At 49.5% G+C, this 19,870-nt stretch carries 23 protein-coding genes; 16 read left to right on the top strand and 7 right to left on the bottom strand.

The window, feature by feature from the left end; genetic code table 11:
- The first annotated feature begins 2 nt into the window (after positions 1-2).
- The 4 genes from fliD to Q7C19_RS09415 are packed head-to-tail and all read left to right on the top strand — an operon-like array spanning position 3 to position 2,512.
- Positions 3-1,574, top strand: coding sequence for a flagellar filament capping protein FliD (gene fliD / locus Q7C19_RS09430; protein WP_375091997.1), 1,572 nt, complete (start codon positions 3-5; stop codon positions 1,572-1,574).
- Positions 1,575-1,589: 15 nt separating this feature from the next.
- Complete coding sequence (fliS, locus tag Q7C19_RS09425; RefSeq protein ID WP_035410054.1) at positions 1,590-1,958, top strand: flagellar export chaperone FliS; 369 nt, start codon at positions 1,590-1,592, stop codon at positions 1,956-1,958.
- A complete protein-coding gene (locus Q7C19_RS09420; protein ID WP_375091996.1) occupies positions 1,955-2,308 on the top strand; it encodes a hypothetical protein in 354 nt (117 codons plus the stop codon). Before fliS ends, Q7C19_RS09420 begins: the two co-directional genes overlap by 4 nt.
- Positions 2,309-2,335: 27 nt before the next feature.
- Entirely contained in the window at positions 2,336-2,512 is a 177-nt protein-coding gene (locus tag Q7C19_RS09415) for a hypothetical protein (protein WP_375091995.1), read from the top strand.
- Between the two features lie 78 nt (positions 2,513-2,590).
- Here the strand turns inward: Q7C19_RS09415 and Q7C19_RS09410 are convergent, their stop codons facing one another.
- From Q7C19_RS09410 to Q7C19_RS09380, 7 genes are all read right to left on the bottom strand, one after another.
- Positions 2,591-3,253, bottom strand: a complete 663-nt coding sequence (locus tag Q7C19_RS09410) for a DUF2225 domain-containing protein (RefSeq protein ID WP_375091994.1) — start codon at positions 3,251-3,253, stop codon at positions 2,591-2,593.
- Between the two features lie 25 nt (positions 3,254-3,278).
- The gene (locus Q7C19_RS09405; protein WP_058705025.1) at positions 3,279-3,719 is read right to left on the bottom strand and encodes a YaaR family protein; all 441 of its coding nucleotides are present in this window, start codon (positions 3,717-3,719) and stop codon (positions 3,279-3,281) included.
- A gap of 13 nt (positions 3,720-3,732) precedes the next feature.
- Positions 3,733-4,623, bottom strand: coding sequence for a flagellin N-terminal helical domain-containing protein (locus tag Q7C19_RS09400; protein ID WP_375091993.1), 891 nt, complete (start codon positions 4,621-4,623; stop codon positions 3,733-3,735).
- The gene (locus Q7C19_RS09395; RefSeq protein ID WP_375091992.1) at positions 4,620-5,012 is read right to left on the bottom strand and encodes a flagellar export chaperone FliS; all 393 of its coding nucleotides are present in this window, start codon (positions 5,010-5,012) and stop codon (positions 4,620-4,622) included. The genes Q7C19_RS09400 and Q7C19_RS09395 overlap by 4 nt, the downstream gene beginning before the upstream one ends.
- Positions 5,009-5,299, bottom strand: coding sequence for an EscU/YscU/HrcU family type III secretion system export apparatus switch protein (locus tag Q7C19_RS09390; RefSeq protein WP_375091991.1), 291 nt, complete (start codon positions 5,297-5,299; stop codon positions 5,009-5,011). The genes Q7C19_RS09395 and Q7C19_RS09390 overlap by 4 nt, the downstream gene beginning before the upstream one ends.
- Before the next feature lie 14 nt (positions 5,300-5,313).
- Positions 5,314-7,167, bottom strand: coding sequence for a hypothetical protein (locus Q7C19_RS09385; RefSeq protein ID WP_375091990.1), 1,854 nt, complete (start codon positions 7,165-7,167; stop codon positions 5,314-5,316).
- 108 nt (positions 7,168-7,275) lie between these two features.
- Entirely contained in the window at positions 7,276-7,782 is a 507-nt protein-coding gene (locus Q7C19_RS09380; RefSeq protein WP_375091989.1) for a competence protein ComK, read from the bottom strand.
- Between the two features lie 251 nt (positions 7,783-8,033).
- Here Q7C19_RS09380 and Q7C19_RS09375 point away from each other — a divergent pair, with 251 nt between their 5' ends.
- From Q7C19_RS09375 to Q7C19_RS09320, 12 genes are all read left to right on the top strand, one after another.
- Positions 8,034-8,234: a cold shock domain-containing protein gene (locus Q7C19_RS09375; protein ID WP_023469248.1), complete on the top strand. Its 201-nt coding sequence runs from the start codon at positions 8,034-8,036 to the stop codon at positions 8,232-8,234.
- Between the two features lie 279 nt (positions 8,235-8,513).
- Positions 8,514-9,077 carry a ribosome hibernation-promoting factor, HPF/YfiA family gene (gene hpf / locus Q7C19_RS09370; RefSeq protein WP_035410035.1) on the top strand — a complete coding sequence of 188 codons (564 nt, stop codon included), beginning with the start codon at positions 8,514-8,516 and terminating at the stop codon, positions 9,075-9,077.
- 216 nt (positions 9,078-9,293) lie between these two features.
- The gene (gene secA / locus Q7C19_RS09365) at positions 9,294-11,813 is read left to right on the top strand and encodes a preprotein translocase subunit SecA (RefSeq protein WP_035410032.1); all 2,520 of its coding nucleotides are present in this window, start codon (positions 9,294-9,296) and stop codon (positions 11,811-11,813) included.
- A 68-nt stretch (positions 11,814-11,881) separates the two neighbouring features.
- Positions 11,882-12,982, top strand: a complete 1,101-nt coding sequence (gene prfB, locus Q7C19_RS09360) for a peptide chain release factor 2 (RefSeq protein WP_023469245.1) — start codon at positions 11,882-11,884, stop codon at positions 12,980-12,982.
- 60 nt (positions 12,983-13,042) lie between these two features.
- A complete protein-coding gene (locus Q7C19_RS09355; protein WP_375091988.1) occupies positions 13,043-13,198 on the top strand; it encodes a hypothetical protein in 156 nt (51 codons plus the stop codon).
- On the top strand, positions 13,185-13,688 hold the full coding sequence (locus tag Q7C19_RS09350) for a GNAT family N-acetyltransferase (RefSeq protein WP_290752400.1): 504 nt from the start codon (positions 13,185-13,187) through the stop codon (positions 13,686-13,688). Before Q7C19_RS09355 ends, Q7C19_RS09350 begins: the two co-directional genes overlap by 14 nt.
- Before the next feature lie 97 nt (positions 13,689-13,785).
- Complete coding sequence (locus tag Q7C19_RS09345) at positions 13,786-14,655, top strand: YitT family protein (protein ID WP_023469242.1); 870 nt, start codon at positions 13,786-13,788, stop codon at positions 14,653-14,655.
- A 115-nt stretch (positions 14,656-14,770) separates the two neighbouring features.
- Positions 14,771-15,145: a cytochrome c551 gene (gene cccB / locus Q7C19_RS09340; protein WP_056062994.1), complete on the top strand. Its 375-nt coding sequence runs from the start codon at positions 14,771-14,773 to the stop codon at positions 15,143-15,145.
- A 194-nt stretch (positions 15,146-15,339) separates the two neighbouring features.
- On the top strand, positions 15,340-16,026 hold the full coding sequence (gene ftsE / locus Q7C19_RS09335; protein ID WP_029342495.1) for a cell division ATP-binding protein FtsE: 687 nt from the start codon (positions 15,340-15,342) through the stop codon (positions 16,024-16,026).
- Complete coding sequence (gene ftsX / locus Q7C19_RS09330) at positions 16,016-16,915, top strand: permease-like cell division protein FtsX (RefSeq protein WP_375091987.1); 900 nt, start codon at positions 16,016-16,018, stop codon at positions 16,913-16,915. The genes ftsE and ftsX overlap by 11 nt, the downstream gene beginning before the upstream one ends.
- Positions 16,916-16,955: 40 nt before the next feature.
- On the top strand, positions 16,956-18,332 hold the full coding sequence (locus tag Q7C19_RS09325; RefSeq protein WP_375091986.1) for a murein hydrolase activator EnvC family protein: 1,377 nt from the start codon (positions 16,956-16,958) through the stop codon (positions 18,330-18,332).
- Positions 18,333-18,425: 93 nt separating this feature from the next.
- Positions 18,426-19,850, top strand: a complete 1,425-nt coding sequence (locus Q7C19_RS09320; RefSeq protein WP_375091985.1) for a S41 family peptidase — start codon at positions 18,426-18,428, stop codon at positions 19,848-19,850.
- Positions 19,851-19,870 lie beyond the last annotated feature (20 nt).

Raw genomic sequence — 19,870 nt, 5'->3', positions numbered from 1 at the left:
GGATGGCAGGTATTCGACTGAGCGGTTTAGCAAGTGGAATTGACACAGAAACGATGATCAAACAATTGATGCAGGCAGAACGAGCGCCGGTCGATCGGTTATCACAAAAAAAGCAAACACTGACATGGCAACGTGATGCATATCGGGAGATGAACCGGGCATTGCTTGACTTCCGGACAGCGGCAAGCGATATGCTGTTATCGAAGAACTATCAATCAAAGACTGTCACGAGCTCCAATCCGACGGCTTTGGCGGTAACGGCGAGTCCAGCAGCGTCAGCTGGCAGTGTGACGATTGACAGCATTGATCAGCTCGCGAGTGCCGCTTCGGTAACCATGGTCGCAGCAAGCGGAAAGAAGAGTGATGCCACACTTGAAGAGAGTGGATTGTTCACGAAGGATGCGAATGGCAAAATTAACGTCCAAATCAATACATTCGATGCAACAGGTGTTGCAGTGACAGAAACTTTGCAGTTGGATGCAACACAAAAAATCTCGGATTTGACAGCGGCAATCAACGGTAAAACTAGTCTTGGTATGAACGCCGTGTTCAACGATTTAACAGGAAAACTCGTCTTAACGAAAACGAGTACCGGAAACTTAAATCCAGGAGGAGCCGATATCTCGATCGTCGATGCATCGGATAATACTGCGAAGGTTAATTCACAGGATGCAATATTCGGTCGTGAAGGGCAGAACGCAAAGTACACGATTGGTGGACAACAACTCGAACAGACAACGAATACGTTCACTCAAAATGGGCTGACGATCACTTTGAACAATGTCTCGGAAACAGCGACGATGATTAATACGACGCTCGATACACAGAAAAACTTTGATTCAATCAAAAACTTCGTTGATAAATACAATGACGTCATCGATAAGATGAACAAGAAGGTTCGTGAAGAGAAATACCGTGACTATCAACCATTGACAGATGCCCAGCGTAAGGAACTGAGCGAGGATGAAGTCAAGAAATGGGAAGAAAAAGCAATCAGTGGTGTCTTGAAGAACGACAGCTACTTACAGGACGGGCTAAATCAGTTCCGCAGTGCCATCTCGTCGAAAATCGATACCGGTTATTCCTACACATCAGGTACGGATACGATTCAACTTCAGTACATGTCGCAAATCGGGATCACTTCAACGAGTGACTTCCGTGACGGTGGGAAGCTAAAAATCGATGAGACAAAACTAAAGAAGATGCTTGAAGAACAGCCAGAAGGCGTCTATAAACTATTCACAGCTGATGCACCGGAACCGACGAAGGATGTGCAAGGGAATACGATTCCGAATCCGAATGGACTTGACGGTTTTGTTCGTCAAATTCAAGGCTTCGCAACGACACTCCGTGACAAGATTTCTGGAGTCGCCGGTCGTGACGGAGCGCTTGCAACGACGTATCGACTCGGGAAATCGCTTGCGGATCTTGATAAAAGCATGCTGTCGTGGGAAGACAAGCTAAAACGAAAAGAAGACAGCTACTATCGCCGATTCGCGGCGATGGAACAAGCGATGAATCAAGCAAACAGTCAGTCATCAACGCTTGCTGGCTATCTCGGACAAGGACAATAAAAAGGAGGAAACGCGATGAACCCTTATGCGACGTATCAAACGAACTCGGTAACGACGGCGTTACCTCAGGATTTAACGTTGATGTTATACGAAGGATTGATCAAATTCTCGATGCTTGCAAAACGAGCGATCGAACAGAAGATGATTGAACAAAAAAATACCAACATCCAAAAAGCCCAAGCGATTATTAGTGAGTTGCAATTGACGCTCAATCAATCGATTGCCTTATCAAAGGACTTGAACAGCCTGTATGATTATATGCAAACACGCTTAATTGATGCCAACGTCAAAAATGATTTGGTTGCAATCGACGAAGTGATTGGTTTTGCGGAAGAATTTCGTGAGACGTGGAAAGAAGCGATGAAACTCGCACGGCAACGATGAGTCCGCTCGATCCGTTTCGCCTGAAGACAAAACGACTGATTGAGCTGCTTGATCAAACGCCAAATGAAGAGACATATGACGAATGGATCGAGAAGATTCAAAGTCTTCTGAACGAACGCGAAGCGTTCATCGCTGCCCACTCGAATCTGCTTGCTGGAGCCAATCAAGCCATCATCCAGGAACTCGTTGCTGATAGTCGGAAAATCGACTTGAAATTATCAGCAGAAACGGCTAAATTAGGGGTACAAATCAGTCAGTTGCGTCAGACGCAAACGAGTCGTAAATCGTACGTTGATCCGTACGAAGAAGTCGATCATAGTTTTTCACCGTATTTTGATTCTCGTCAGTAACTTTCTTATGTGAGGGAGGGATCTTTCGTGACCAAGCGGGAAGACAAAAAACGTCCTGTACAACAGCCGTATTTTCAATCGGACGGCTCGTACGATCAGTTTATTGAACCGGACGTCGAATCGGAATCATGGGAAGAATTCGAACGCCCTATCTCTGATACACCGGATGTCTATGAAGAAGAAAAATATCGTCGTGAGTCATAAGCGTACGACAAAAATACCGGTCAGACCTTGGAGCAATTTCTCGTCTGATCGGTATTTTTGTTGTTTTTATAAAAAACATCACTCTTGTTCCTGGACCCATTCCCAGTGGGTTCGTGCGTCTTTTTTGATTTTATCGGTCGCTGTCTTACTTTGGAACAAACGACTGTACCAGAGGCGAGCCTGCTCTTTATCTTTCATCACAGCATGCAGGTCAGCGATCCGCAATAACAGGACGTCTTCCGGAAGCCCGCTCTCTTTAACGGACGTGTAGTTGTCGTAAAGCGAGACATACTTCTCGATCGCTCGGCTCGCCCAAAGTTGTTCTTCCGCTTGTTGACCGGTCAAGCGATGCAACCAGGACAGGCGAACGCCGAGCATTGCTTGAATCGCTGGCTTCTGCTCCGTCACTTGAGCCGTGTAGAGACAAAGCTTATAAAGCTGAATTGCCTGCTCGATCGTCCGCTCTGTGCCGGCAAACGGTAAGACAGGAAGCGTCGGTAGGATGTGATCTTGTAAGGTCGCTCGAACGTCCGGCGACAACTTTCCGAACGACTCGTGGAAGAAAAACCGACAATGGCTACACTGGACCGGTTCATAGAGATAGACGTTGACGCCTTGATGGCGGATGAAGCCATCAAAGTCGGTCGAGGCGACACGGATATGTCGCGACAGGACGCGTTTCGTCTCCGTCGTTTTCAAGCAGTAGGGGCAGGTGCATTTTTTAAGATATAAGTCTGGCATGTAGGGGAACTCCTCTAATTCTAGATTACACGAAGACGTTGACGAGCATTCCCTTGATCTCGCCAACTTGGTCGAGGATATCGAGCCGGCGCGATTCGCCAGAGATGACCGTATCCGTCAACTGAAGGAGCTTCGCATCGACTTGCTCGACGACTTTATAGATTTTCGTCCGACCGCGGCGATTGAAGCCGCGCTTCTCTTCGAGTTGTTGCGATTGGTCGAGGGCATCTTTTAAGAAGTCCTTGATTTTTTCTTTATAGCTTTCGAGGTGCTCGATCGTCTGGCTCTCAGCGAGCAATTGACCATGTTCTTCGACGAGCGCGAGCTTTTGTTGCAAGCGTTCATAACCTTTGTGGTCGCGTTTCTCCTGCATCAAGGCAGAGAAGGTCGTCGACGCTTCGACTTCACGGGGACCGCCTTTTAAAGACTGGAGTCGTTGCGTTTCTTGGATGCGGCGGATATCCATCGGATCTGCCTCCTTAGTTGAGTAATTGTAAGACGCCTTGCGGCAAGGCGTTCGCTTGAGCGATCATCGCCATCCCCGATTGGTTAAGGATGTTGTACTTCGCATATTCCATCATCTCACGCGCCATATCGGTGTCGCGAATCCGTGATTCCGACGCCGTCAAGTTCTCGACGCTGACGCTGAGGACGGATGACGTCGCTTCAAACCGGTTCTGAATTGCCCCGAGTTGTGAACGTTGCTGAGAGATCGTATCAATTGCTTTCGTATAATGGCTGATCGCATCATTCGCATCCGTTGCCGTCATGACGCTGAGGGCGTATTCGGGTGCGTCACCGCTCGAGAAATCAAGCGGACGAATCGAGGGATCAGTTTGTGTCGTTGAACTGACGCCGATCGCAAGAGCTTGCATGTCGTTAATCGTGATCGAAATCCCTTCGTTTGCCCCAGCATTCGTTTGGATGAACAGCGCACTGTCGGCATCGTTGAACTTGCCGCTCAACAATTCTTTGCCGTTGAACTGGGTCGTCTTCGCGATCCGCGAGACTTCGTTCGTCAGCTGGTTGATCTCTTCTTGAATCGCTGACCGGTCTTCGGTTGCGAGTGTTCCGTTCCCAGCTTGGACGGCGAGTTCACGCATCCGTTGCAACAGGTTATGTGTCTCACTCAAACCACCTTCAGCCGTTTGAATCATCGAGACTCCGTCAAGAACGTTCTGTTCCGCTTTATCGAGCGCCTTCAAGCGATTGCGCATCTTCTCCGAGATCGCGAGACCAGCTGCATCATCCGCACCCCGGTTGATTTTTTGACCGCTCGATAGTTTATCCATCGTCGTCTTGACGTTCGTCTGGTTGATGCTGAGATTGCGATAAGCCTTCAAGGCTTGAACGTTGTTCGTAATTCTCATTCGTATTCCATCCCTTCGTATCGTTGATGATGTGTGGCGCGCACGAGTGGTCGATCGACGGTCTGTGCCGCTTGCCAAGTGACGCGTAAGTCTTCCGCCAGTTCGAGTAGTTCGTCTAAGACACGCGACGTCTTATAGACCTGTAACGTTTGCTCAGCAAGATAGTGGTAGAGCGCGTCCAGTTGTGCCGTGATGATGCCACCGTCGTCATGTAACCCCGCCTGCAATTTGTCGAGTAACTGATAGGCTTTTTGTAAGCGTTCGTTCACCTCATCAAAACGGTTCGTATCACGTGCGAGAATGGCGCGATCGTATTGAAGGACGAGTCCCGTCAACATCACTTCCGTCAGCTGTTGTGGGGTCATCGCGTAGAGTTCTTGTTCTGTCATGTCTGCCGTCCTTTCGCGTTGTCGAGTTCTTCGATTAGTAAGAGCAGTTCTGCCATCACGTCGTAAAGTTGCGGTGGAATCGCCGTCCCGAGGTCGAGATCGAGCAAATGACCGAGCAGTGACGTATCGTGTTCAATCGCGACCCCGTTCGCCCGTGCTTCTTGCAGGATTCGATCGGCGGCTTGACCGCTAGCTCGAGCGACGACGATCGGTGCTTGACCGGATGCTTCATCGTAGCGGAGGACAGCAGCAGTCTTGCGTCCGGTTAAGTCGATTTTCTGATACATATCGGTCTCTCCTTTTAGATACGGTAGTCGTAGCCACGTGGTGTCTCGTCTTGTTTGACGGTTTCTGTGACTTGTTCGCGCGTGAATGGACGGAACTGGATTCGGACGTCTTGGTAACCGGTTGCTTGCAGAGCGTCCGTCGTCCGATCGAGGAACGGTGTTGCCAGTTGCTCAAGGACCGGATGATCGTTTTCGATTGTGATCTGCATCTTGCGATTAACGGTCTCGACCCGGACACCGATCTCCCCGAGGCGTGGCGTATTGAGCTGGACGTACAACGTGTTGTTTTCCCAGTCGATCACTTCGTCCGGCCGTTTGTTTTGCAAATGGACGTGGAGTCCTGCCGTCGCTTCAATAAGTTGGACCGGTAAGGCGAGTAAAATCTGGTTCAACTGTTGCTGACTGTCCGGTTTATTAACTTGCTGTTGTGCTGCAAGGAACGTCTGCAATTTGGCAGCTTCCGGATTTGCTGCCGGCGTACTCAGTTTCAGTTCCGCCGTCTGGAGCTGAAGCGTCTTTTGGACGGTCTCCTGCAAAAGACGTGGACTGTTCTGTTGCGGCTCATATGGAACGGTTTTTGTTGCGGGCTGCGCTTGTAAAGACGGCGCTTGTGGCGGCAGTCCCTGCATCTCCGGTAAGTAAGTCGGACGGACATTTGCTGGCGCATAGCGGAAGGCTTCAAACGCAACCCGGACTTCTTGTAAGACGGCTTTTGCCTCTGTTCCACGCCCGAGTAACGCCAGTTCCGCACCCCGTTCGAGTTTCGATAAAAAGTGGACTAGCTGTTTTTCATCCTTCATCGAGGTATGTAACAAAGCATCCGTTTGCTGGAAGACTTGTTTTAAGCGTTGCGCCGTACTCTCGATGACAGCGACCATCTGGGCCGGACGTGTCTCGACGAGCGGTTCGATCTGGCGAAGTTGGGAGACGATCGTTCGCTGTTGGCTCTTGAAATCATTCGTGATCTCAGCAAGCCGTGGCGTCACTTCGCGGACGAGCGTCAAGGCAGAGCGGACCGGTGCCGGTTGCCCCGTTACTGGTTCCGATTGACTTGCCCGTGCCGTCAGACCGATCAATTGCTCACGGACACTCGTCTTTGGTTCAAGCGGTGTTTGCGGGAAATAGGGCGCCAGTTGTTTACGGACAGTCTCGATCTCGCCTTGTTCGAGCGTTGCGACGAGTGCCGGGCGTTTCTCTGCTGGTATGTGTTCAATGTATTGTCGGATATGCAAGGGCGACGCTGTCTCGATCTCGCGTTGCGTCGGTAGTGTGACGCGAGCGACGTCAAGCGCGACGGCTTTTTCGAACGTCGGCTGCTCCTTTAAGGCGTCTCGTTCCGGTAGGACGTCCGGATAGTCTTCCGTCGTCGCAAGGAGACTTGCGATTAAGACGTCGGCGTCAACGGGCAGTGTAGTACCCGGTCGCGATACGAGTTCGAGTGCTAAGTCCTTGTACGTTCCTTGCAGTGCCGTCACGAGCTGGGCGACGATTTCCGGTGTCTGTGGCAGTTGACCGCTCGCGAGTAACTTCGCAACGGCTTGCTTCAGTTCTGCAGGCACACCTTCAAGCAAAGCGGGATTGACATTTGATGGAACAGACAGGACAGGTGGCGTTTCCGCATCCGGTGTCGCTGGTGTCAGTTGTTCAATCAGGTAACCTTCTGCTGTCTGTCCTTTGACCTTGAACTGGAAATCACCTGTCGGAACGTCGCCTGTGAAGGTCATCTCGATCTTATCCCGACCGACCTGGACGAGAGCCGTATGCGGACCAGTCTGCTCAAGGACCGTTCCTTTATAGGTCTTTGTGTCCAAAAGCGGCGTCTGACCAGGGGATTGCGCCGGACGTGCCGGATTCAATTGGATGTTCATCGAGAAGCCTCCTTGTTTTTTAAAACTGTCATCTCATTATATATCGGCAGAAACCAAAAAGGATTGAGCGAATTCATCGCCCAACCCTGATTTTTTTACGGTTACTCTTTAAGATTTGATTGCATTAAAGCGTTCCTCTAATGTCATCGCGTTCAATTGTTGATAACGAGCCATCAGCTCGCCAGTTGCTTTCATTTGGTTGCGGACGATGTAAGGAGAGGCGTTTACGGGAAGGATCATGCCATTACGAGTCTTGAGCTTCGTCTGTCCGTCTTCCTCGAGGACTTCAGACATGTGGCTCCAAGCATACCACTCGCAATCATCACGTTTCGGTGATTTCGTTGGGAAAAACACGAGGCCAAGTGTCGGTTCAATGACGACTGGGACTTTTCCTTTTACAGATGCGACACGTTTTGCTGTCACGATGCGTTCCTCAATGGAACTGTTGTATTGCCTGCAGGAAAGCTGCAGTAGTTGATACGGTCGAAGCGGGGTCATGATGGTCGAGCCATCCTCGAGTACGATGATGGATTGCTTCATCATATCGTAGCACGGGAGAATCGCCACCGTCCGTTTCGTGATTCGATACTTTTCGTCATTATGGAATGGTCGCATTCGACTACATCCTCCTTAAGATAGGACAATGGATAAAATAGGTAATTACTAACGATATAATACAATAATACAACTGTAATGACAATGTAATTTTTTAAAATATAGAGCAATAAGTAGGGAATATTATTCATTTTTTAGATTGAATTCAAAGTAATCAGAATTTTTAATTGTCAATAATTCCTTCTTTTGATAGACTAAGCCGTAGAGAGCTAGCTCTCGAACTCTGGTTTGCGAAGGGAACGTGAATTCGAATGGAACAAGGTAAAGTAAAATGGTTCAATGCTGAAAAGGGTTATGGATTCATCGAAACGTCTGACGCGAAAGACGTATTCGTACACTTCTCAGCGATTCAAGTCGATGGTTACAAATCACTTGAAGAAGGCGAAGAAGTGGAATTTGAAATCGTTGAAGGCGATCGTGGTCCACAAGCTGCGAACGTTTCAAAGATCTAATCCAATAGCAGCCGCCACCGTTTTTAGGCTATTCGCCTAAAAGCGGTTTTTGTTTTGAGTTCGAATAAAACGGGTATATACGTTAACATCAACATGCTTCAATATTATCGTACGCTAAGAACAGTAGTGAACGTTCATGAGAATGTCATCGTTCTCATGGTCTTCCTTCACTTATCGTGCTATAATAAAAACGAACCAAAGAATTTCGAATATTCAGAAGGAAACGACTGGAGCATCTCGAATTCATAGGTTCAACCGGTTACTTAAGGAGGAGTTTACATGATCTACAACATTCGCGGTGAAAACTTGGACGTCACAGATGCTCTCAAGGATTACGTCGAGAAAAAGCTTGAAAAGTTAACTCGTTATTTTACAACTCCTACGGAAGCGCAAACGGCTTATGTCAATCTCAAAGTCAATAATGAGAAACAAAAAGTCGAAGTGACGATTCCAATGCCAAACCTCTTGCTCCGTGCTGAGGATGTCAATGGCGATATGTATGCAGCAATCGACCTCGTCGTCGATAAGCTCGAACGTCAGATCCGGAAACACAAAACGAAATTGAACCGGAGAGGGCGCGCTAAAGAAGGTGGCATCGGAGAGTACTTCAAAACGCTCGAAGGACCGGAAGCGGAAGCGCCAGTCTATGAAGAGGACGAGGCAGAACTCGAACTCGTTCGGACGAAGCGTTTCACACTCAAACCAATGGACACGGAAGAAGCGATTCTTCAGATGGACATGCTCGGACACGCATTCTTCGTCTTCTCAGACGCAGAAACGGGCAACACGAACGTCGTCTACCGTCGTAAGGATGGTCGTTACGGTTTGATTGAACCAGAATAATGAATGCAACAGGGACTCGCTCTTACGGGCGAGTCCCTTTTTGATATGATGGAAAACTATTTCTAAACAAGGTACGTTTGCTTTACGACAAAAGACCGAGACCGCTGCTCGGTCCGCTTGTTGAAATTTGACGTCGTATTCGGTACACTGAATAAAGGAAAAATCTCGGAATTCTGTTCGTTCAAAGAATCGTTCGAAGTAAGGGGACTGTAAGGCATGGCTAATTTTCTAAAAGAATTATTTGCACCAACGAAACGTGTCCTGAAGAAAGCCGAAAAAGCAGCAGACGCTGTAGAAGCGCTCGAGACACAAATCGGTGCGTTATCGGATCAAGAACTGGAAGGGAAAGTCGTTGAATTCCGTGAGCGTCTCGCTAACGGAGAAGACTTAGATGATATTTTACCGGAAGCCTTCGCGGTCTGTCGCGAAGTGTCAACACGCGTTCTCGGCATGCGCCACTACCGCGTTCAGTTGATTGGTGGATATGTCCTGCACAATGGGGATATCGCCGAAATGAAGACCGGGGAAGGTAAGACGCTCGTCGCAACACTCCCTGTCTATTTGAATGCTCTCGCAGGCAACGGCGTACACGTCGTTACCGTCAACGAATATCTCGCAAAACGTGACCGTGACATCATGGAGCCGCTTTATGCAGCACTTGGTCTCTCGGTCGGCTTGAACCTCTCTAGCATGTCGCGTCAAGAAAAACAAGCAGCATACAGCTGTGACATCACGTACGGAACGAACAACGAGTTCGGTTTTGATTACTTGCGTGACAACATGGTCCTCTATAAAGAAGACCGCGTTCAACGTCCACTCAGTTATGCCGTCGTCGATGAAGTCGACTCGATTCTCGTCGATGAAGCGCGGACTCCGCTCATCATCTCAGGATCGGCCGAAAAATCGACAGCGCTCTATTCGCAAGCCGATGCGTTCGCGAAAATCATGAAGGCAGATGAAGACTACACGGTCGACATCAAGACGAAGAGTGTCCTGTTGACGGAGCAAGGAATCGACCGTGCTGAAAAATACTTCGGTATTGATAACTTGTTTGGTCTCGAACACGTCGCGCTCAACCATCACTTAAGCCTCGCACTGCGGGCGAACGCCGTCATGCATCGCGACGTCGACTATATGGTTCGAGAAGACGAAGTCATGATCATCGACCAATTCACGGGTCGTGTCATGGAAGGTCGTCGTTATTCGGAAGGTCTGCACCAAGCGATCGAAGCGAAGGAAGGCGTCGAGATTCAACGCGAATCTATGACCCTTGCGACGATCACGTACCAAAACTTCTTCCGGATGTATACGAAGCTTGCCGGAATGACCGGTACAGCAAAGACGGAGGAAGAAGAGTTCCGTAACATCTACAACATGCACGTCGTACCGGTGCCGACGAACAAACCGGTCGTCCGAAACGATATGCCGGACTTGATCTTTAAAACGATGAACGGGAAGTTTGCTGCTGTCGCAGACGAAATCGAACGTGCCCACCGTGAAGGACAACCAGTCCTCGTCGGTACGGTTGCCGTCGAGACGTCGGAGTTGCTCAGTAACATCCTCAAAAAGCGTGGCATCCGTCACGAAGTCTTGAACGCGAAGAACCATGCACGTGAAGCGGAAATCATCGAGAACGCGGGTCAAGCGAACTCGGTCACGATCGCAACGAACATGGCCGGTCGTGGTACCGACATCAAGCTCGGTCAAGGTGTCTTAGAAAAAGGTGGTCTCTACATCCTTGGGACAGAACGTCACGAATCACGCCGTATCGATAACCAGCTCCGTGGTCGTGCCGGTCGTCAAGGGGATCCAGGTGCATCACAATTCTATCTCTCACTTGAAGATGAATTGATGCGTCGCTTTGGTTCTGATTCGCTGCAGTCGATGATGGACCGTCTCGGAATGGATGATTCGCAACCGATCGAGAGTCGGATGGTGTCTCGTGCCGTTGAATCGGCTCAAAAACGCGTCGAAGGAAATAACTTTGATGCGCGGAAACAAGTCCTCGGCTACGATAACGTCATGGCGGATCAACGGAAAGTCATGTACGCGGACCGGGCAGCGATTCTCGACGCTGGTTCCGTGTCAGATATCGTCCGTCCTATGATCGAGCAAACGATCGAAGCAGGCGTCCATCAGTACACGCCGGTCGAGTTCGTACCGGAAGAATGGAGCATCGGTGCGCTTGCGGAGTGGGCGAACCAGACGCTTGCAATCGAAGAGAAAGTCACGGAAAGCGACCTCTTCGGAAAAGAACGCGAAGAGATCATCGAGTTGCTCAAAGAGCGCACGTTCGCGCACTACGAACACAAACGGTCAGAAGTCCCAGCGGAAGCATTCGATGAGTTCGAAAAAGTCATCGTCCTGCGTGCCGTCGACCAACACTGGATGAACCACATCGATCAGATGGATCAACTCCGTGAAGGGATTCACCTCCGGGCATACGGTCAAAACGACCCGCTCCGCGAATACCAATCAGAAGGTTCGATGATGTTTGATGCGATGAACGCTGCGATCGCAGAAGAAGTGACACAATTCGTCCTTCGTGCGGATCTCGACCCGAACCTCAAACGCGAAAAAGTCGTCCAAGACGAAGTCGCGGTTTCTGGTAAGGAAGATAAAGCGGTCAAGAAAAAACCGGTCCGGAAAAATCCAAACGACCAAATCGGACGCAACGATCCGTGCTGGTGTGGATCCGGTAAGAAATATAAGAACTGTCACGGCCGTCAGGCATAAGTGATGAATCGACTGAAAGAGAGGCAGGAGATTCCTGCCTCTTTTCACGGAAAGAGAAGGTGGATTACATGGAATTAGCAGAAATTCGCAACACCGCCGAGTGGATGGAAAAAAAACTCGACGAATATAAGGCATCACTCGACCTTGAGTCGAAGATTGCTCGGATTGAAGAACTCGAAAACGAGATGACGTACCCGGACTTCTGGAACAACCAGGAATCGGCACAAAAAGTCATCGATGAGTCGAACGGCTTAAAAGCGATGGTCGACAAGTATAAAGAACTCGAAGCAGGTCACGAGAACGTCGCCTTGACGTATGAATTGATCAAGGAAGAGCCGGATGCAGATCTTCAAGAAGAGCTCGAGTCAGAACTCGGCGATCTCAAGAAAAAGTTCGAAGACTTCGAATTACAAATCCTCTTAAACGGCGAGTATGACGCGAACAACGCGATTCTCGAGTTACACCCAGGTGCGGGTGGTACTGAGTCACAAGACTGGGCATCAATGCTTCTCCGGATGTACCAACGTTTCTGCGATAAGCAGGGCTGGAAAGTCGAAACGATGGATTACCAACCAGGTGATGAAGCCGGTGTCAAATCGGTCACGCTTCGTATTCAAGGGCACAATGCCTATGGATACTTGAAAGCCGAAAAAGGGATCCACCGTCTTGTCCGGATCTCACCGTTTGACTCGTCAGGTCGTCGTCATACATCGTTCGTCTCGTGTGACGTCATGCCGGAATTCAACGATGACATCGATATCGAAGTCCGCACGGAAGACTTGCGGATCGATACGTACCGTGCTTCTGGTGCTGGTGGTCAGCACATCAATACGACGGACTCGGCTGTCCGGATCACCCACGTTCCGACAGGCGTCGTCGTCTCTTGTCAACAAGAACGGTCGCAGATCAAAAACCGTGAAGCGGCGATGAAGATGTTGAAAGCGAAACTCTATCAACGCGAAATCGAAGAGCAACAAAAGAAACTCGACGAGATCCGTGGTGAAAAATCGGATATCGCTTGGGGTAGCCAAATCCGTTCGTACGTCTTCCACCCATACAGCATGGTCAAGGATCACCGGACGAACTATGAAGTCGGGAACACGCAAGGGGCAATGGATGGTGACATCATGGGCTTCATCGATGCGTACCTCCGTCTCATGAATATGTAAGATAACCAACCAGTCGGACGATGTTCGACTGGTTTTTTGACCGTCAAAGGGGGAAACGTGATGAAGAAGCAAAGTCGGGTCAACAAACAGGCGTGGGATTACCGAGCATATGAATTTTGGGAGAAACGCGATGGAACGGTGAGAACATCCCGACCGAGTTCACGCTTCTCGCAACCAAACCACTTGAAGGGAGCAATAACTAATGATCATCCGTAAAGAAGGCTTCAAGGACGCAACGGGAATCCGGCTCGTTCATGAAGCGGCATTCGAACAACCAAACGAAGCGAACCTCGTTGATGCGTTACGCGAGGAGGAAGCGGCGCAACCGGTCTTCGGTCGCGTCGCCGTGACTGATAAAGGAGAAATCGTTGGTCATGTCCTCTTGAGCCGGATCCATATCGATGACATCCCGTCGCTTGCCTTAGCGCCGGTCGGTGTCCTGCCCGCTTGGCAACGAAAGGGTATCGGCTCTGAATTGATCCGTCAAGTGATCGAGGATGCGCGGGACGCCGGGGAATCACACATCGTCGTCCTCGGTCACGACAGCTATTATCCGCAGTTCGGCTTTGAACGGGCGATTGACTACGGTATCAAGCCGCCGTTCCCCGTTCCGCCGGAGGTCTTTCTCGTTCTTGCACTCGAGCGGAATGGATTACGTGGCGTTAGCGGCATCGTCCGTTACAGTCCACCCTTTAGTGCGGTATAAAGGGAACACTGTGAGTTGTTCCGCCTGTCTAGTCGTTGTCTGACTTTTCCGCTAAAATGAAACACGAGAATCAATTGATAAGGGGAAATGGAATGTCATGACATCGACACGTCAGGAAGTCGTGCGCGATTATGCGTATTTGTTAATCGGGTCCTTGTTCGTCGCAAGTGCCTTTAGTTTATTTTTAGCACCGAACCAACTCGCCTCGGGAGGGGTCAGTGGCTTATCGATCGTCTTGAACGATTTGTTCGGAATTTCGCCAGGATTGTTCCAACTCGTCGCGAACGTCGTCTTGCTTGCGATCGGTTGGATGATCCTCGGGATGGGCTTTGGGGTCAAATCACTCGTCGGGTCGATCTTCTTACCGGTTGTCATCCTCGTATATGAGCGGTTCGATGTTCCGGCTGCGACAATGAATCCGATGCTTGCTGCAATCTTCGGTGGTGCCGGGGTCGGGATTGGACTCGGTCTGATCTTCCGGGGGCGAGCGTCGACCGGAGGAATGGATTTGATTGCGCAAATCCTGCATCGTTTCACGAAATTGCCACTTCATCTGTGTATCGCCTTGCTTGACGGCACGATCGTCATCAGTGCGGCGACAATCTTCTCGCTGGAGATTGGGCTGTATGCACTCGTCGCTTTGTTCATCACGATCAAGATGATCGACGTCGTCCAGCTCGGAATCACGAACGACAAGCTCGCCTATATCATCTCCGATCAACGGGAAGCGTTAGTGAAGGAAATCTTCGAGACGCTCGATCGCGGGGCGACGGAGATCGAGGCAGCGGGAGCGTTCACGCGGACACGCAAACCGATGCTAATGGTCGTCGTTCGTCAAGGGGAAATCACGACGCTCAAAGAAATCGTCAAACACATCGATCCATCGGCATTCCTCGTCGTCAGTGAAGCCCATGAGGTGCTCGGACTCGGGTTTACAGACGATAAACGCTACCGTAATGTGCCATAATCGTTCTTGAAACGTGAAGTTTTTGTGAAATCACGCTTAACTCATCCGGATAACGGTTATACTCTAACTAGGTCAGTAGCGTTTATGTAGATACTTACAAGAGGGGGATATCCGGATGAAGCTGAAAAACTTGTTACTCGCGTTAGGCTTAGGAACGACACTTGCGCTCGCGGCATGTGGTGGTAGTGACGATTCGAGTTCTGATGACTCATCGTCAGGCACGAAGGATGAGTCAACGATGAACGATGATTCGTCGAAGACACAATCCGGTGTAGATGCTGAGAAAATCTTCGCCAACAACTGTGCAACGTGTCATGGTAAAAACCTTGAAGGAAACGTCGGACCGAACTTGACGAAGGTTGGCTCGAAATATTCTTCAGAAGAGATTCAAAAAATCATCAAGAACGGGAAAGGGCAAATGCCTGCTGGTATCCTGAAAGATGATAAAGAAATCATGGCTGTTGCCGACTGGCTCGCTGCTAAAAAATGATTATGGGATATGATGGGGTACGAGATGACACACACGACATGTGTTCGTCATTCGTGCCTCTTTTTTATGGTATAATCGCCTGAAATGACATTTGATTGTAATGTGCGTTCAATTTTGTCCCTGTTATAATGGTGGTCGGTAGGTTTTTAGACCTATCCATTCAGCATCAGTAAACAAGTAAGGATGTGAAGTACGTGATCAAGATGCAACGAATCAGTAAGATTTATCCGAACGGCGTCACGGCACTCCGTGAGGTCGATTTGACGATCAATCAAGGCGAATTCGTCTATATCGTCGGTCCGTCGGGTGCGGGTAAATCAACATTCATGAAAATGATGTACCGCGAAGAGAAACCCACGAGCGGTTCATTTTTATTTAAAGGAATCGAAGTCGGTAAACTGAAGAACCGTCAAATCCCCGAACTTCGTCGCCAAATCGGCGTCATCTTCCAAGATTTCAAACTACTCCCGTCATTGACGGTTTATGAAAATGTCGCCTTTGCACTAGAAGTCGTAGGAGAAGACAAATCGCAAATCCGGAAGAAGGTCCTCGAGGTCCTCGATCTCGTGAAGCTCAAGCATAAAGAGCGCAACTATCCGGACGAATTATCTGGGGGCGAACAACAACGGATCTCGATCGCGAGAGCCATCGTCAATCGTCCGTCACTCGTCATCGCCGATGAGCCGACTGGAAACCTGGACCCGGATACGGCATGGGAGATCATGGAAGTATTCGAAGAAATCTATCGCCGTGGGACAACGGTCGTAATGGCGACACACAACCGAGACATCGTTAACAAGATGCGTCATCGTGTCTTAGCGATCGACGGAGGAAAAATCGTCCGAGACGAAGAGAAAGGAATGTACGGCTATGAAGTTTAATGGATTCCGTCATTTACGGGAAGGGGCAAAAGGTCTCGTCCGGAACGGCTGGATGACATTCGCTTCTGTCAGTGCCGTTACCGTCACGTTACTTCTCGTAGGAATATTTGCGATGCTCATGTTCAACGTCAACAAGATTTCCGATAACGTCGAAAAAGACGTCGAAATCCAAGTGTTCGTCGAACGAGAAGCTGACCAGTCGAAGATCGATGCAGTCGGTGAAGCACTCAAGCAGATGCCGGGTGTCGACTCCGTTCGTTACAGTTCGAAAGAAGAAGAACTGGACCGCTTCAAGGAGCAACTTGGCGAAGGTTCCCAAGCCTACCAGTCGGTTGAAAAGGATAATCCGCTTCATGACCGGTACATCGTCAAAGCTACCTCACCAAAAGAGACAGAAACACTTGCAAATTCCGTCAAAAAAATGGAAAATGTAGATAGTGTCGAATACGGTAAGGACTATGTTAAAAAGATGTTTAGCTTCCTTGAAGGAGTTCGGATCGGTGGAATCATCCTGATCGTCGGATTGACGTTCATGGCGATGTTCCTCATTTCGAACACGATTAAAGTCACGATCTTCTCCCGTCGCCGGGAAATCGAGATCATGCGCCTCGTCGGAGCGAAAAACGGATTCATCCGTGCACCGTTCTTCGTCGAAGGATTATTGATGGGCATATTAGGTGCCATCATCCCGATCGTCGTCGTCTACTTCGGTTACGAAGTCTCCTACAATGCGATCCAACCGCAACTGACCACCGTGAATGCGGGAATCTTCTCGCTTATTCCGCCAGGGCAACTATCGGCACAAGTTGTCTTGATCCTGCTCGGACTCGGTGCATTCATCGGTGTGTGGGGATCAACGACATCACTCGGTCGTTTCTTGAAGATTTAATTGATTCACTCAAAAATAAAATAGAGGAGAGATGCTTCTCATGAAAGTCCGATTCTATTCCGCCGTCCTGAGCTTAGCTTTGATTGGAACTAGTGTATCTGTTGATGCCACGTCGAAAGAAGATTTGCTGAAGGAACAACAGGAGGTCGAAAGCCGTCTGAAAGAGACGGAACGATCACAGAATCAGACATCAGAGAAGTTGATCTTGACGAAACAGGAGCGTAAGGAAGCCCGTGCGCAACTGAATGAAGTCAACAGCCGTTTGGATGATTTAGCGCTTAAGATAGCCGATCAACAAGCGGCTGTTGCTGCATCTAAAGAACAATTGCGTCTGACGGAAGCAGCGATTTCCGAGACGCTCAAGGAACTGCATCAACAAGAAGAGTTGCTTGGAAGCCGATTGCGTGCCGTCCAACAAAAAGGAGACGTCAAATACATCGAGGTCTTGCTCGACGCAAAAGACTTTGGTGATTTGATTTCGCGCTTCAGTACGGTCAGTGAGATCATCAAACAAGATGATCATGTCTTACAAGCTTACAAGGGGAATGTCAAACAACTGAGCGAACAACGGTCGGAACAAGCACTATTGCTTGAAAGCATGAAACGGGAACAACGGAAGTTGCTCGTGCTCCAGACACGAATCATTGCGGAATCTGAGCTCAAGCGAAAGCTTGTCGTCCAGTTGAACACGAAGGTCAAGGAACTGCAACAAGAGCAGTTCTCTAAAGCCGAGGAAGCAGAAATTCTCGCGGATCAGCGCCGTCTGATTCAAAACGAATTGATTGCCCTGCAAGAAGCCGAACGGAAAGCAAAAGAAGAAGCGAAACGGAAAGCGGAAGAAGCGGCGCGGGCAGCAGAAGCAAAACGTCAAGCGGAAGCGGCAGAAGCGGCACGTGCAGCAGAGGCAAAAAAGAAAAAATCCGATGCTCCAAGTGCGGAACCGACCATTCCTGAAGTCGAGTCACCGACTGCAACGCCGGAGCAACCGGCAGATGCCGTGACGAGTCGTCCGTTCCATTTACCGGTTCAAGGATATGTCTCGTCGCCGTTCGGTCCCCGAAACAATCCGTTGACAGGGAAGCCGGAGATTCATAAAGGCATTGATCTCGTAAATGCAAAAGGAACACCGATTCATGCAGCGGCAGGTGGTATCGTTCTACGTGCCGGTAGTGCAACAGGTTACGGGAACGTCGTCATGGTGACGCATTTGATCGATGGACAGGTCTACACGACCGTCTATGCACATCTCGATTCGATCAGCGTCTCCGCCGGTCAAACAGTCATGCCGGGTAAGACGGTCGGCACATTAGGTACAACGGGCTGGTCGACAGGTCCGCATTTGCATTTCGAATTGCATAAAGGAGAGTGGGCAGTCGGACAACCGAATGCAGTTGACCCAGCACCGTACATCTTTTGACATCCCACAGAATACTGAAAAGATAGGGTAACCTATCTTTTTTTGCTATACTGAAAAAAATAATGCGTTTTTAATGGAAGTGGGGAATCAAGCGTGAAAAAATCTACAACAGCAGTGATTGCGGTCAGTACCTTCGGGCTTGGTTTAGGGGCAGGCGCCGTCGGGATGCTAGCGGCTGGCGGAACGGATTCTGTCTCGACGTCATCGTCGTCGGCGAATGCGACGGGTGATTGGAAAAAAATCGACCAGGTCCGGCAGATGATCGAACAAAATTATCTAAAAGACGTGACAGATAAAGAGTTACTCGATGGTGCGTTATCTGGCATGACAGAAGTGCTTAACGATCCATATTCCGTTTATATGGATGAGTCGGAAACGACCTCATTCAACACGAATCTGTCGTCTTCGTTCGAAGGGATCGGTGCGACGCTTGAACAAAAAGGTGAGTCGATCGTCATCGTCTCGCCGATCAAAGGATCACCTGCTGAAAAAGCTGGTATCAAACCAGGCGACGTCATCCTAGAAATCGATGGTAAGTCGACAAAAGGTCAAAAGACGGATCAAGCCGTTAAAAAAATTCGTGGTGAAAAAGGAACGAATGTCGTCCTGACGATTCAGCGTAGCGGACAAGACGCGATGGAGGTCACGATTAAACGCGATACGATTCCAATCGAGACGGTCTATACGTCAACGGAGAATGTCAACGGCAAGAAGATCGGTGTCTTACAAGTAACACAGTTCTCGGAACCGACAGCAGAAGAGTTCGAGAAGGGGTTGACGAAACTCGAGAGTCAGAACATTGATGGACTCGTCATCGATGTACGCGGAAATCCGGGTGGTCTTTTGACGGCTGTCTCGAAAATGATCGCTCCGTTCATTCCGAAAGACGTGCCGATTTATCAAGTCGAGAACAATAAAGGCGAGCGCCAGCAGGAATTCGGGAAGGCAGACGAGAAGAAACCATATAACATCGTCGTCTTAGAAGACGGCGGATCGGCCTCAGCGTCCGAGATCCTTGCAGCCGGACTGAAGGAAGGAGCTGGCGCCGAAGTCGTCGGTACGAAGTCGTTCGGGAAAGGGATCGTCCAAAGTGCGTATGATTTGAAGGACGGTAGCGACCTGAAGTTAACGACGAACAAATGGCTGACACCAGACGGGAACTGGATCCACAAAAAAGGGGTCAAGCCGACGGTCGAAGTCAAACAACCGGCGTACTTCAACGTCACGAAAATTTTGACTGATCAAAAGTCACTCGCTGTCGGCGATTACGGAAAATCAGTCGAGAATGCCCACCTCGTCCTCGAAGCGATCGGGTACGAGCCAAAAGGACAGGACGGCTATTTTGGTGACACGATGAAACAAGCTGTCGAGGCTTTGCAAAAGGACGCGAAACTCGACGTCACTGGAAAAATCGATCAGCAGACAGCGGGTGAGATGGAGACGCGTCTCCTGAAGAAACTCCAGGACGATAAGAATGACGTCCAGCGGAAAAAAGCACTCGAGGTCGCTGCTCAATAATAAGGAATGGAAAGAGGTCT

The sequence above is a fragment of the Exiguobacterium sp. PHA03 genome, assembly GCF_041945985.1.
Taxonomy (GTDB): Bacteria; Bacillota; Bacilli; order Exiguobacteriales; family Exiguobacteriaceae; genus Exiguobacterium_A.
This window is presented reverse-complemented; position numbering and strand designations above follow the sequence as displayed.